10 protein-coding genes are annotated in these 13745 nt (G+C 44.2%); 4 read left to right on the top strand and 6 right to left on the bottom strand.

Annotated features, from left to right (window positions below):
* The first annotated feature begins 42 nt into the window (after nucleotides 1-42).
* Complete coding sequence (locus AB5123_RS00260) at nucleotides 43-2205, top strand: bifunctional diguanylate cyclase/phosphodiesterase (RefSeq protein ID WP_337777459.1); 2163 nt, start codon at nucleotides 43-45, stop codon at nucleotides 2203-2205.
* Between the two features lie 87 nt (nucleotides 2206-2292).
* The gene (locus AB5123_RS00255; RefSeq protein WP_337812408.1) at nucleotides 2293-4251 is read left to right on the top strand and encodes a cellulase family glycosylhydrolase; all 1959 of its coding nucleotides are present in this window, start codon (nucleotides 2293-2295) and stop codon (nucleotides 4249-4251) included.
* 60 nt (nucleotides 4252-4311) lie between these two features.
* On the opposite strand, the gene AB5123_RS00250 is transcribed toward AB5123_RS00255, so the two are convergent.
* Together AB5123_RS00250 and AB5123_RS00245 are read right to left on the bottom strand one after the other, a co-directional pair.
* Nucleotides 4312-5181, bottom strand: coding sequence for a DegV family protein (locus AB5123_RS00250; RefSeq protein WP_278946478.1), 870 nt, complete (start codon nucleotides 5179-5181; stop codon nucleotides 4312-4314).
* 98 nt (nucleotides 5182-5279) lie between these two features.
* Nucleotides 5280-7634 carry an ATP-dependent Clp protease ATP-binding subunit gene (locus tag AB5123_RS00245; protein ID WP_337812407.1) on the bottom strand — a complete coding sequence of 785 codons (2355 nt, stop codon included), beginning with the start codon at nucleotides 7632-7634 and terminating at the stop codon, nucleotides 5280-5282.
* A 231-nt stretch (nucleotides 7635-7865) separates the two neighbouring features.
* Here AB5123_RS00245 and AB5123_RS00240 point away from each other — a divergent pair, with 231 nt between their 5' ends.
* A complete protein-coding gene (locus tag AB5123_RS00240; protein ID WP_022288524.1) occupies nucleotides 7866-8021 on the top strand; it encodes a hypothetical protein in 156 nt (51 codons plus the stop codon).
* 48 nt (nucleotides 8022-8069) lie between these two features.
* On the opposite strand, the gene pap is transcribed toward AB5123_RS00240, so the two are convergent.
* Entirely contained in the window at nucleotides 8070-9581 is a 1512-nt protein-coding gene (gene pap / locus AB5123_RS00235; protein WP_368364434.1) for a polyphosphate:AMP phosphotransferase, read from the bottom strand.
* Between the two features lie 197 nt (nucleotides 9582-9778).
* On the opposite strand from pap, the gene AB5123_RS00230 reads away from it, so the two are divergent.
* Nucleotides 9779-10813 (top strand): hypothetical protein, encoded by a 1035-nt coding sequence (locus AB5123_RS00230; protein ID WP_038670764.1) that lies wholly within the window; start codon nucleotides 9779-9781, stop codon nucleotides 10811-10813.
* Between the two features lie 101 nt (nucleotides 10814-10914).
* Here AB5123_RS00230 and AB5123_RS00225 read toward each other — a convergent pair whose 3' ends face one another.
* The 3 genes from AB5123_RS00225 to AB5123_RS00215 all read right to left on the bottom strand — a co-directional run bounded on the left by AB5123_RS00225 (nucleotide 10915) and on the right by AB5123_RS00215 (nucleotide 13730).
* Entirely contained in the window at nucleotides 10915-11895 is a 981-nt protein-coding gene (locus AB5123_RS00225) for a M15 family metallopeptidase (protein ID WP_347503285.1), read from the bottom strand.
* Nucleotides 11896-11989: 94 nt separating this feature from the next.
* Nucleotides 11990-12985, bottom strand: a complete 996-nt coding sequence (locus tag AB5123_RS00220; RefSeq protein WP_337812335.1) for a zinc ribbon domain-containing protein — start codon at nucleotides 12983-12985, stop codon at nucleotides 11990-11992.
* On the bottom strand, nucleotides 12969-13730 hold the full coding sequence (locus tag AB5123_RS00215; protein ID WP_267300569.1) for a serine/threonine-protein kinase: 762 nt from the start codon (nucleotides 13728-13730) through the stop codon (nucleotides 12969-12971). The genes AB5123_RS00220 and AB5123_RS00215 overlap by 17 nt, the downstream gene beginning before the upstream one ends.
* Nucleotides 13731-13745: the final 15 nt, after the last annotated feature.

Genomic DNA, 13745 nt, shown 5'->3' with positions numbered 1-13745 from the left:
TAATGCTAGACGTATTTATATAAGCAGAGGAGGGCTGTTTGTATGGAAATACCAGCTAAGACCTATAACGAAAAGTTCGAGAGCTTTTTGAAAATACTTGAAAGCGATGACAGATTTGATAATGTGTGCAAGAATTTTCTCGAAAGTATTTGCTCTGCACTTTATGTCAATGCGGCTACGGTAACAGTTTCAGGCTATGAAAACTCAGAACCTTTGAGTTATGAATTGATCGCTGATACACATAAATATACTGTATATGCTTTTGATAAAGAATTTAATAGAAATAGATACAATGCAATGAAAAAAGCACTTATGCAAACTGGTATCCACGTTGCGGATAAGGCTCATCCGAATGGAGATGTGGAGAAAATATCCCTGCGTGGGGTGGTGTATCCTTGTTCACTCACTTGTGCTGTCAAGGACACCAATAAGTATGTTGCATATTTCAATCTTTTGTCCTCTGATCCTGAGAGAGTATGGTCCCTTGAGGAGATACAGCTAGCTTCACGTCTGACATATATACTTTCTGGCATGCTCCATACTAGGAGAGCGGCTGAACATGCTGAAAGCACTACTCGCACGCTTACTGACGTTATGGATAATATGAATTCCTATGTGCTTGCAGTGGCACAGGACAGTGGTGAGATAGTTTTTGCCAGCAAGAGCTTTGAACAGTATTTGGGGAAACTGGTCGGCAAAAAGGAAAATGACGTTTTCAGCAAGACTTGGTGTGAGCTTCCTGCTCATAAGGAAGGACTGCTTTTTGGAGGAGATTATTATTCCGAGATCATGAACAAATGGTTCAACGTGTCGGAAAAACTCATAAAATGGCATGACGGCAGAACTATCAGACTTTGCACACTTAATGATATCTCAGAAAAGATAAATTATGAGAGGGTCATCGAAAAGCAGGTCTTTTACGATAATCTCACAGGTCTTCCTAACAGATTAAGTCTTGATAAGAGTATACAGGGCATTATTGAAAGCGATGAGAACAGCACTGTTATGCTCATTGACCTTGATAATTTCAAAAACATAAATGACAGCTATGGTCACAATAATGGTGACCGACTTCTTAAAGAGATAGGTAAATTCTTTGTGGATTTTGCCCAGAAGAATAAAAAGCTGAGCGTTTTTAGATTTGGCAGCGATGAATTCGTTGTTCTTCTGAGAGATCAGGATCAGGCCGAGATCGACGAAATATGCAAGATCATACATGATAAGTTCAACACAGAGTGGCAGATTGCTAACAGCACTTGCTATTGCACTTGTTCAATGGGCGTTGCGAAGTTCCCAAAGCTTGACGATACTGTAAACACAGTTCTTAAAAGGATCGACCTTGCCATTTCATATGCGAAAAAGCAGGGCAAGAATTGCACTATAAATTATAACGAAACTATCGGCAGGATACTTTCAAGGCAGATCGAACTTGAAAGGCTCATGCACAAGGATATCACAAACGGCTTTGCACATTTCACGGCGTACTATCAGCCTATATTCAGCAGCTCTGAAAAGAAGCTTGTGGGCTGTGAAGCGCTTATGAGGTGGAATCCACCTGAGTTTGGTCAGGTTTCCCCTGCCGAATTTATCCCTATGGCGGAAAGACTTGGCTATATCAATCTCTTGGGCGAGAACATGATAAGGATCGCAGGCAGACAGTGCAAAAAGTGGGCTGACGCAGGGCTTGATTTGAGAATGAACATCAATCTGTCTGTAGGTCAGATAATTGAGCCTGATTTCCTTGACAAGATAGACACACTTTTTGACGAAACAGGCGCACCCCCTGAGAAGATATGTTTTGAGGTCACAGAAAGTCTTGCTATCCATGATATGGAAAAGATGAAGGAGCTTTTGAAGCATATAACAGACAAGGGCGTGAAGATAGCACTGGACGATTTCGGAACGGGATATTCTTCGCTTAACTGCATAAAGGAAATGCCGCTGAATACCATTAAAATAGACAAGTCGTTTATTGATGATATTGCAAAAAATCCTGACACTGCGGTGTTTGTTAAAATGATAGTTAATCTTTCTCACGACCTGCATATAGCAGTTTGCGCAGAGGGCGTTGAGGAACAGGTGCAGTTCGATATCCTGAGAGATCTGGAAACTGACGTTATACAAGGCTATTATTTCGGCAGACCTATGCCGTCAGACAAGTTTGAGGAGAAGTTCCTTAGCGAGAAACTCCAGTCAGTAAAATAAGTCGCCAAAAAAAGAAAGTTCGACCGTCGGGCGTAATACTCGGCGGTCTTATAAATATGTAAAAATCAAAAATAAAGGGGAAAGCTTATGAGTGATGAGAAAAAAGACGTAAACAGCCAGCAGGAGAATGTGGGCAAAAAGGGCATAAACAAAAAGCTTATTATCGCTTTTGCAGGCATGGGCGCTGTTATAGTGGGGCTTGTTATTGCACTGATACTGGTGGCAACATCAGGTAAAAAAGACGTGGACAGCTCGGCTTCAAAGGCGGAGAGCAGTTCTGCGGTGGCTTCAGAAACCGATGACACCAGTGAGGAGGACTCTGTGGCTGATGAAAGCGAGGACGAGCCTGATGATGAGGAGGAAGGCTCTCAGGAAAGCAAGGACGACAAAAAGGAAAAGGGCTTTATCATCTCCTATTCAGGGGACAACAGTTGGCAGGACGGCGACAAGGTCATGACGGGCATGGAGATAGGCATTGAGAACAACTCCGATGAAGCCCTCAAGGAGTGGACGCTGGAGCTTGAAATAGACCAGCTCAAAAGCTGTGACGGCTGGAACGGCAACTTTAAGGTCAAGGGCAACAAACTCACGGTCACGAATGTTGACTACAATGGAGAGATCGCAAAGGGCGGTTCGACCTCTATCGGCTGTAATATCGGAACTGGAACAAAGCTCAATGTTAAGTCTGCAAAGCTAAACGGTGTGGAGTGTACTGTTAAAAAGGGCAAGGTATCACAGAATAATAACAATAACAACAATAATCAGAATAATGACAAAAAGGTCACGGAAAAGGACGTTAAAAAGCTTCTAAAGCGTACCTCAAAGGCTAAACAGGGTGATGATTGGCTTCACACAGACGGAAGCAAGATACTTGACAAGGACGGCAAAGAGGTTTGGCTCACGGGCGTGAACTGGTTTGGCTACAACACAGGCACTAACACATTTGACGGACTTTGGAACAGCGAGCTTGTGACATCGGTGGAGGCTATTGCAGACCACGGTTTCAATCTTATAAGAGTGCCTATGTCAGCGGAGCTTATCAACCAGTGGTCGGAGGGCGAATATCCAAAGGCGAACTACAATAACGCATACAATGAAGAGCTGAACTCGATGAACAGCCTTGAGATATTTGATTATTTTCTCAAGCTTGCGGAGGAAAACGGTCTTAAAGTAATGCCTGATATCCATTCAGCGGAAACCAATGCCAGCGGTCATACTGTAAATCTGTGGTATACTGACAAGGTCACTGTAAAGAACTATTACCATGCTTTGGAGTGGCTTGCCGACAGATATAAGGACAATGACACTATCGTTGCATTTGACCTGAAAAACGAGCCTCACGGCAAGCCTAACGAGGGTGACGCTGCGGCAATATGGAATGATTCAAAGGACGCAAACAACTGGAAGTATGTGGCTGAAACGGCAGCGAGCAAGGTGCTTGCGAAAAATCCTAATGTGCTTATAATGGTCGAGGGTATCGAGATATACCCTAAGAACATCAAGAAAAACGGGGATTATTCCTCCACCAACAGTGATGATTACTATTTCAACTGGTGGGGCGGAAACCTCAGGGGAGTAAAGGACTATCCTATCGACCTTGGCAAATATCAGGATAAGCTTGTTTACTCGCCGCACGACTATGGTCCGACAGTTTATCAGCAGCCTTGGTTCGAGGGGGACTACACATACAAGAGCCTTATGAAAGATTGCTGGAAAGACAACTGGTTCTACATTCAGAAGCAGGATATCGCACCGCTTCTTATAGGCGAGTGGGGCGGCTTTATGACAGAGCCTAACCTAACTTGGATGACCTACATGAGAAAGCTCATAAAGGACAATCATGTAAATCACACTTTCTGGTGCTTCAATGCAAACTCAGGTGACACGGGCGGACTTGTAAAGGACGATTTTGTTACATGGGACGAGGAAAAGTATGATTTTGTCAAGGAAGTTCTTTGGCAGGAGGGAGGCAAGTTCGTTGGACTTGACCACGCTATGCCGCTTGGAGATAATGGTATAACTTTGAAAAAGGCAAAGGGCCTTTGATATCACATATAAAAATAGCGGACGAAGTTTTCGGGCTTCGTCCGCTTTTGTATTGTATTTTTATCGCTGGTCGCCCATAAAGAACAGAGCGAGAGTTCCAGGCCCTGAGTGTGAGCCTATAACAGCACCTGTGTAGCAGATATGCACAGTGGTCTTCTTGCCAAGCTTTCTTCGCATAAGGTCGGCTGCATATTCTGCGTCTGAAAGGCAGTCGCCATGGCAGACGGCTACTGTGGAATTATCCCAATTTCCCATGCGTTCGCACATCATATCCACAAGCTTTTCAATGGATTGCTTTCTGCCTCGTATCTTTCCAACTGGGATAAGATGTCCCTCGTTGTCAACGTGGAGAAGCGGTTTAATGCCAAGAATAGAGCCTGCTATGGCGGCAGTCTTTGATACTCTGCCACCTCGGTGGAGATATTTCAGGTCATCAACGGTGAAAACATGGCATAGGTGAAGCCTGTTGTCAATGATCCACTGGGCAAGCTCGTCAATGGAAAAACCCTGCTTTTTCTTTTCGTCAGCCTTTATGAGCAAAAGGCCTTCGCCTGTTGAAGCACAGAGGGAGTCTATGCAGATTATCTTGCCTTCTGGGTATTTTTCCATTACGCTATCTCTTGCAATGCAGGAAGTGTTGAAGCTGCCGCTAAGACCTGACGAAAATCCAAGATAAAGCACGTCATAGCCTGCGGCAAGTTCCTTTTCAAAAGCCTGTTCATAGTCGGAGATACCTATTTGCGATGTTTTCGTTACTGCTCCGTTTCGCATTTGGGAATAAAATTCAGGCAGCGTCATGTCATTCTTGCTCTTTACAACACCGTTTACTTCAAAAGATAAGTCCAGAAGCGTCACGTCCATATTTTTTAATATATCCTCCGACAGATCGCAGGTGGAGTCGGAATATAGCTTGTATTTTCTGTCAGACATTTTTATCCTCCTTTTGCCGCTTGGGCAACAATATAAAAATATTATAACATATGGGCGGGCTTTTGTAAAATATCCCTCAACTATACTTTGTAAAATTTCTATGAACACAGTTGCCTGCGGTGCTGTGCGACAGTTAAGGTGTTCTCAGATACGCAAACAGAAAAGTCACGGCAGGCGGAGGAGATAAGCATATCGCTTATGCGATTTTCTATGAGGGCGGTAATTATGTGGCGTATCTCTCGTGCAGAGCCGCTTTTTGAAAGTGCCTGCTTTGCGATAAAAGGGTAGACCTCTGGCTGACAGGCGAGTGTACAGCCAAGTTCGGAGAGCCTTTTTTCAAGAGCGGATATTTCAAGGCGTGTAATGTTTTCCATATCGGAAAGGGTAAGGTCGTTGAAAACTATCACCTCGTCTATCCTGCCTAAAAGCTCGGGAGACATAAAGCTTTTAAGCTCTGAGAGCATGGCTTTTTTCTTTGCTTCGCCATTTGACTTGCTGTTTGAAAAGCCCACGGTCTTGGTTTCGGCAAGTTTTTTCACGCCGATATTCGAGGTCATTATTATAAGGACATTGGAGAAAGAAACTGTCCTGCCAGCGGAGTCGGTAAGACAGCCGTCCTCTAGTATCTGCAAAAGCAGATTGTAGATGTCAGGGTGAGCCTTTTCTATTTCGTCAAGAAGAAGCACACAGTAGGGCTTGCGGCGAATTTGTTCGGTAAGCCTGCCACCTTCGTCAAAGCCTACATATCCAGGGGGCGAGCCTATGAGCTTTGAAACGCTGTGGCGTTCCATGTATTCTGACATATCAAGCTTTACAATGGCATTATCTCTGCCAAAAAGCGTTTTGGCAAGATCTTTTGCAAGCTGGCTCTTGCCCACTCCTGTTGACCCTAAGAAAATAAAGCTTCCCATGGGTCGGTCGCTGCCCTTTAGTCCTGCACGACAGCGGCGGACGGCAGAGCAGAGTGACTTTATAGCCGTCTGCTGTCCCACAATGCTTTCGCTTAGCTTATCTTCAAGCCCTGTGAGCCTTGCGGCTTCGTCCTGTCCGATATCAGCGCAGTTTATGCCTGTGAGCGATGAAATAACGCTGTCAATGTGCCTTTTTTCAAGTGGTATGCGCTTTGGTCGGCACTCTGTTATGGCGGTGAGATATTCGTCACGGGTGAGCTTGCCTTTCACATAATCGTTGAAAGCGTCTGATATTTTCTCACCAGAATTATTTTCGCTTTGTTCTATGACCGCACAGGCACAGGCTTCGTCAAGGATATCAATTGCTTTGTCAGGAAAAAATCTGTCGGTGACATACCTTGCGGCAAGCTTAACTGCATATGGGATAAGGTCAGGGGAGATGTCAACGCTGTGGTGCTGTTCATATTTGTCTATAAGACCGCTGAGGATACGGCAGGTCTGGCTTTGATCAGGCTCATCTATCTTCACTTTCTGAAAGCGTCGCTCCATAGCTGAGTCTTTTTCAATATTTTTGCGATATTCCTCAAAAGTCGTTGCGCCTATGAGCTGTAGACCGCCCCTTGCAAGCTGTGGTTTCAGGATATTTGCAGCGTCTATTGCACCCTCTGCCGCTCCTGCACCCATTATGTTGTGAAGCTCATCAATGAAAAGTATCACATTTCCAGCCTTTGCGGCTTCGTCCATACAGCTTTTCAATCGCTCCTCAAAGTCCCCACGATATTTTGCTCCTGCAAGGAGGGCGGTTATATCAAGGGAGAAGATCCGCTTTGAGGACAACGCAGACGGCACTTCTCCAAGCATGATCTTTCTCGCAAGCCCCTCCACAACAGCGGTCTTTCCCACACCTGCCTCACCTACAAGGCAGGGATTGTTCTTTGTGCGGCGGCAGAGTATCTCCATGATACGTTCTGTTTCAGCTTCTCTGCCTATGCAGGGGTCGAATTTTTCGCACTCGCTTTTGCGTGTAAGCTCTCTGCCGTAGCGTTCAAGGGTCTTTAGCTTGGGATAATTTCTGTCTGAAAAAATATTAGGCTCGTTGCCTGACAATGAGCAATCGTTGTACATCTTGTTGCAGTTCACCCCTAACTGCTGCAATATCTCAAAGGCACAGCAATCACTGCGGCGGAGTATCATAGCAAGAATGTATTCCGTTCCTGCGATACCGCCACCCATGCTCTCGCACAGCCTTTTTGCGCCTTTTAAAACAGCGGCAGCGTTAGGAGTGATGTCATTTTTCGTAAGACGGCATGGCGTGCCTCTGCCTATGATGTATTCTATCTGCTCCTCTATCCTTTGAGCCGTGACCTCGTGGCGCAGAAGCACTGCACAGGCTGTGGAGTCCTCCTCATAGGCGGCAGAGAGCAGGATATGCTCAGTGCCGATATAAGTATGCCCCCAGCTTCCTGCCAGAGTGACGGCATTTTTCACAAGCTCTCTTGCCCTTGGTGTAAAGCTGTTGCTATCAAAAAACTGTTCGTTCATAAAATTCACCCCTTAAAATGTTTAAGACAAAGCTTTGTCTTAGCTACATTCTTGACAGTTTTGCGTCTTGTTATTCTCGCATTTTTATCGCTTTTATATTCTTATGCACAGGACAAATTCTCCTTGCAGATTTTTTTGTAACACATTTTTCTCTGCGTCATAAACTGTAATATAAAGCAACGGAGCAAAGCTTCAGCTTTATAAATCTTAATAAAAAAGGAGATTTCATTTATGAACGGTTGTGGATTTGGCGGTTGTTGGTGGATCATTATCCTTATTCTCATATTCTGCTGTGGCTGCGGCGGTTGCGGAAATGGCTGTGGCGGTTGCGGAAACGGCTGCGGTGGTTGTGGCTGCGACAATGGTTGCGGCGGCTGCGGATGCTGATCTGACGGCAAATAAAAGACGGCGGAGCATTACGCTTCGCCGCTTTTTTTATTTATCTTCTTTTTCCAAACGCTTTTCAAGGCGTTTCACAATAGTTTTCAGTGCTTTTATGCGGGCGTATTTTTTATCGTTGCCCTCAAGTATCGTCCATGGTGCTATATCTGTGGAGGTAAGTGTTATCATGCGGTCAACATATTTCTCATAGGTGTCCCACTTTTCACGGTTGCGCCAATCCTCATCGGTTATCTTCCAACGCTTTTCAGGCGTGTTCTCACGCTCGTTAAAACGGCGGAGCTGTTCGTCTTTATCAACATTCACCCAGAATTTTATTATCTCTGCGCCCCAATCATGAAGCTGGCTTTCAAACTCGTTTATCTCACGATAAGCCATGTTCACACGTTCTTCGGGGGTGAGCTTTTCTATAGGCTCTACCATTACTCTGCCATACCATGTGCGGTCAAAGATAGTAAAGTGACCATTCTTTTCAAGACGTGTCCAGAAACGCCATAGATAGTGCCTTGCAAGCTCTGACGGTTCGGGTGCAGCGATAGGGTGAACTTCATAGCCCCTTGGATCAAGGGCAGCCGCAATGCGCTTGATATTTCCGCCTTTTCCTGCTGCATCCCAGCCTTCATAGCATATTATAACAGGTATCTTCTTCTGATAGCAGAGATTTTGCAGCTTGAAAAGCTTGTCCTGATATTTTTTCAGCTTTTTCTCATATTCCGCTTCGTCAAGGGACTTGTTCATATCCACTTCTGCAAGAGCAGGCATTTCAATAGTTTTATATTCAGGATAATTGTATCCGCAGGTGTCGAACTGTGGTTCGGGAATATAATGCTCGCCCTTCTCCTTGGCGGAAACTGCAGTGCTTACTGCCTTTGTGACCGCTGTCAGCACTTCAAGCTCAGCAGAGGCACGTTCATTTGCCCAAACGCAAGTCCACGGAGCAAATGCCGTGTTTGTGCTTTCAAGCATTTTGTCATATCTGCGGAAAAACTTATCGTATTTTTCCATGTTCTTTATATCGTGGCTTTCCACACGCCAGCTTGTAACAGAGGAGTTCTCCAGCTTTTCGATACGCTTTTTCTGCTCGTCTTCGGTAATGTGCAGGAAAATTTTCACGAGAACATAGCCATCGTCAGTAAGCTGTCTTTCAAAGGTTCTGATATCATCAAGCCTTTTATCCCTTGTTTCCTTGTCTATCTCACCGTACATAAAGGCGTTCACAGTGTCACGATACCAGCTTCGGTCAAGGATAAGAAATTCACCTTTTTTCGGCAGGCTTTGCCAATAACGCCACAGCCATGGCATACGCTTTTCCTGCTCGTTTGGCGCACGAAATGACACCACCTTGTAAAAACGTGGGTCAAGAGAGCGTATGAGCTTTGCTATCATCGAGCCTTTGCCTGCGGCAGACCAGCCGTCAAATGTGATTATAACAGGCACTCCTGCGGTCTTTATTTTGTTTTCAAGCAGGGTGAGCTGTTCTCTCAGCCCTTTTAGCTGTTCGGATATCTTTGATTTTTCTGTGTTTTTCTGTATGATCTTTTCAAGCATTGCTATCTCTCCTCTTTCCACTAAAATGTTATTATCACAACTTAATTTATTTGATTTATGTATATTATACACATTTTATCTTTAATTGTATATAGACATTTTTCATGAAAATGCTATCTCTTTTTTGTTAATACGGAGTTAATATTATTGGTTTATACTAATATGATATAAAATATCTCGCAAAGGACGGCAGTGATATGTCAAAAAAAGACGAAAAGGACATTAATATATCAAAGCTCGACAAAAGTCTGGAGGGTCAGGGTCTGTTGGAGGACGCTGATGACGCAGAGTATGAGCGCACGCTGGCTCAGCAAAGGCGTGAGGCTGAGGAGCGTGAAAGGCAGGTTTTAGAGCAGGCGGAAGCTGAAAGACGTGAGCGTGAACGTCAGGAAGAAAAGGAACGTGAACGCAGGCTTGCTCAGGAGCGTATCGAGCTTATGAAGCTCAAAAGCGGAGTTATTGATGAAAGCGAGTCTTCCATAAAGGAAGAGCATGACCAGATAAGAGAGCTTCATGGCTTTGAAAAGGTGCAGAATTTCTTTTATCACAACAAGGTGTGGATAATCTTTACAATATTTATCATAGCGGTGGCGGCATTTATTTTTATTGACGCTGCAAGGCGTGAAAAGGCAGACTTGACAGTGCTTATGATCGCAAACAATGGCTTGGAAACACGTCAGGAGGAACTGGAGGAGTTCTTTGAAAAATACACGGACGATCTTGACGGCAATGGTTATGTCCATGTTGAGGTCATTATGATTCCGCTAAATTCTCACAGCGACGATTATCAGCAACAGAACGTGAACAGCACTAAGTTCTTGGCACAGCTTCAGGGGGGCGAGTCTATACTTGTTATAACAGACTCAAACACTGACGAGGAGTTCAAGTCAATAATGACTCCTGAGTTGCCAAAGGAATTTCCGAACAACAAGTATGTTGATGATATGGGCATGAGCTGGAACATGGAGATCATGGCAAAGGAGCTTAACTTCGAGAATATGCCGAATGATATCCATCTTTCAATGAGAGTGCCAGTTAAGACTTTGGGCGACTCTAAGGAAACTATGCAGGAGAATTATGATAAGGCGTTCAAAGTTTTCAAACGCATAGTTGACGATATGACTGAGAAAGCCGTAGAGGCAGGAGATAAGGGTCTTACAACTGAGCCTGTCCACTATGATGACAGCAGTTTGGAAAGCTCCGATAGCACAGAAAGCTCAGAAAATAAGTAACGGATATTTGGCTGTAGGGGACTGCGTTTTCGACGTCCCGTATGACAAAGTAAAGAATAGCGGACAACCACTTTCCTGTGGCTGTCCGCTTTGTGTTTGTATCAGTATTGATAATCATAATTTGTGTTGTCCTGATAATAGCCGTCCGCCTGACTTGATTGTGTGTCGGAAGTGTTCAGGCTTGAGCAGTTCTGATCTTCGGCATATTTGTAATCAGAGGTGACACCAAGATATTCTTCAAGGCAAAGTCCACTCTTTGTTACCGCCTGGGCTTTTTCCTTGCCGAGATAGCGAATATGCCACGGCTCGTACACATATCCTGTTTTATCCTCTTTTCCGTCAGGGTAGCGGATAATAAAGCCGTACTCTGCACAGTGTTCAGCCAGCCAGTTTGCCTCAGGAGTGCCTGCAAAGCTGTCCTCGGTGGTGTTAACATCAAAGGTCAGACCCGTCTGATGTTCTGAATGTCCCGGACGGGAAGATACCTCGTCTGCGGCTTCTGTGCCACGCTCTGCGGCATAGGAGTTATAAAGAGATTCCTGATCCTGATATGAACGATAGCTTGAATTTACAAAGAGCGTTATGCCGTCCTGAGCCGCTGCAGCTGCCATTTCGTCAAAGGCGTTCTGTGCAATTGTGCTTACGCCCGGTGCATAATCTGATGGCAGGGAGTAGGTCTTGTTTACGATAAGAATGCCGTCAACAAAGGTCATGCCGTTTGACTGCTCTATCTTATGCTTTGTTTCTTCTGCTTTGCTGTTGTCGGAGGTTTTCTTTTTGGTGGTGGTCTTTGCTTCCGCCTGCTTTGTGCTTTCGGTCTGTGATGATGAATCAGCAGCAGGCTTGTTGTCTGACTTTCCACCACAGGCTTTCACTATCACAAAAATTATCACCAAAAGAATTGCTATGGCAATGATACGGTTTTTCATAACACGCCTGTGTTCTCTTGCGCGCCTTTCGGCACGGCGTTTTTCCATTTCAATGCGCATTCTTTCGTATTCTTCATCACGATAAGCGCTGTATTCGTCAGGCTGGCCATTAGTGCCTTGGGATAAATTCTCGTTATTAGTCTGATTATTCATAAATATCCTCTTTTTTTGTAATTTGTTTTTTACGTTTTGTGTTGCCTTTATTATATCACAATCGCATAAAATATTTAAGTCGGATATTGTCGGCTTATTTCATAACATAAACATAGCATTGATATAGCGGCATAGATTCGTATTCATCATTATCTGGGTCATTCCACATATGGTCTTTTCTTTCCTGAACTATATCATCATGGAAAAAGCAAACACCAAGATATGTGTAATCTTCCAAGCCGTTGATCAGATTGTCACCGTAAGAGAAACCGAAGCTTGCATTATTTTTTAACCAAGTAAAAAGCTCTGTGTATGCCTCGTCATAGTCTGAAACACAGCTGTTGTTTACTGTGAATTGTCGTATTTTGCTGTTGTTAGGCAGACCGACCTCAGAGAGATGTTCGTATACGTTGCCAATGCCTTGGCAGTAGTCGTCCATTTGATACAGGCTCTTTTGCAGACATTCATCAAGCTGTCCGCTTGCACGGAGTGGTTTCAGACCATATTTCTCACGGAGAGGATTTACATAATCGAGCAGGTCAAGGGTCATCTGACTTGCACCATCAGGGGAGTAATATTCAGGCTCGTCCTGCTGAGTATCTTCTGTGTTTTCCTGGGGTATATCCTGCTGTATCTCAGGCTCTGTCACAGGCTCAGTCACTTTTTCTGTAGTGGTAGTGGTGGTGACTGCGGCGGCTTTTGACTCTGCTAATGCCGCCCCTTCTGCAATATCTGACGCAAGGGCAGCCTTGTCAGGCTCACGCTTTTTTGTGGTAGTAGTCATTACAGTGGTGACGGGAGGCAGAGTAGTTGTCACAGGTGTATTTGTGGTGACAGTGGCAGCAGATCGAGGTGTGCTTTTTTTCACAGCCGTGGTCTTATCACTATTGTTATTATAAGTATACACCCCGAAAACAGTTGCGGATACTAATGCCACAGCGATTATTGGTGTGGTTATTTTTGCTTTTAAAAACACTTTTTTGGGGGTAGCGAGAACTATTTCTTGCCTCTTGTTTATTTCGCTCATGCAGCCAAAGCAAAAAATGGAATCGTCATGAAGAATTCTTCCGCAATTAGGACATTTTTTCATATTTTAGTTTTCTCCTGATCTTATTAAGCACATTGTACAGCTCTTCCGCAGTGCTATATCTGTCGTCTGGATTGATAGAAAGGCATTTCTTTATGACTTTCAAAATTTTCTTGTTTTCGCACATTTTGACCGATGGGTGTTCGCCTGTCAAAAGAACGTTCAGAAGCACTGCCAGAGAATAGAGATCTGTTCTTGCGTCAGATTGCTGCATACCGAATTGTTCAGGTGCGGCAAAGCCTACAGTTCCTAAAGTCTGGGTGTCAGAGCGTTGATTAGATTTATAAATTTTAGAAATATCAAAATCTATAATCTTGACATTATTGTCGTCACATATTATAATATTATCAGGCTTTATATCACGGTGAACGATGCCGCTGTTGTGAAGAGCATACAATCCCTGGCATATGGAGCAGGTAATGTTCAGGGCGTCGTGTTCTGCCAGTGTTTCGCCGTTTGCATAATCCGTAAGAGTCATGCCGTCGCAGAATTCTTCATAGATAGTATACGCTTCAGTGCTTTCGGAGATCTCGTAGATACGGCAAAGATATGGATTATTTATCGATGCGAGCCTTTGATATACAGAAACGTCAGCAGGCTTATAGATAATGTGCCGCACCATTTTTACACCTGTGTCACTCTCTAAAATGACTTTTTCGTGCTTGCTGTTTTTAAATAGATAGTTTTTGCAGTCGAACATTTTGTCGATCTGTTCTGTTTCAAAATCATATAAGCTTTTTTGTGACATATTTCTCATCTCCAA

It is taken from the genome of Ruminococcus sp. RTP21204st1_B2_RTP21204_210225, from assembly GCF_040914135.1.
Taxonomy (GTDB): domain Bacteria; phylum Bacillota; class Clostridia; order Oscillospirales; family Ruminococcaceae; genus Hominimerdicola; species Hominimerdicola aceti.
Note: the sequence above shows the minus strand (reverse complement) of the source record. Positions and strands in the feature narration are given on the sequence as shown.

Coding starts and splice junctions, on each gene's coding strand:
- AB5123_RS00250 (WP_278946478.1), bottom strand. CDS start 5,181: ATGTCTGACAGAAAATACAAGCTATATTCCGACTCCACCTGCGATCTG.
- AB5123_RS00260 (WP_337777459.1), top strand. CDS start 43: ATGGAAATACCAGCTAAGACCTATAACGAAAAGTTCGAGAGCTTTTTG.
- AB5123_RS00215 (WP_267300569.1), bottom strand. CDS start 13,730: ATGTCACAAAAAAGCTTATATGATTTTGAAACAGAACAGATCGACAAA.
- AB5123_RS00225 (WP_347503285.1), bottom strand. CDS start 11,895: ATGAATAATCAGACTAATAACGAGAATTTATCCCAAGGCACTAATGGC.
- AB5123_RS00255 (WP_337812408.1), top strand. CDS start 2,293: ATGAGTGATGAGAAAAAAGACGTAAACAGCCAGCAGGAGAATGTGGGC.
- AB5123_RS00230 (WP_038670764.1), top strand. CDS start 9,779: ATGTCAAAAAAAGACGAAAAGGACATTAATATATCAAAGCTCGACAAA.
- pap (WP_368364434.1), bottom strand. CDS start 9,581: ATGCTTGAAAAGATCATACAGAAAAACACAGAAAAATCAAAGATATCC.
- AB5123_RS00240 (WP_022288524.1), top strand. CDS start 7,866: ATGAACGGTTGTGGATTTGGCGGTTGTTGGTGGATCATTATCCTTATT.
- AB5123_RS00245 (WP_337812407.1), bottom strand. CDS start 7,634: ATGAACGAACAGTTTTTTGATAGCAACAGCTTTACACCAAGGGCAAGA.
- AB5123_RS00220 (WP_337812335.1), bottom strand. CDS start 12,985: ATGAAAAAATGTCCTAATTGCGGAAGAATTCTTCATGACGATTCCATT.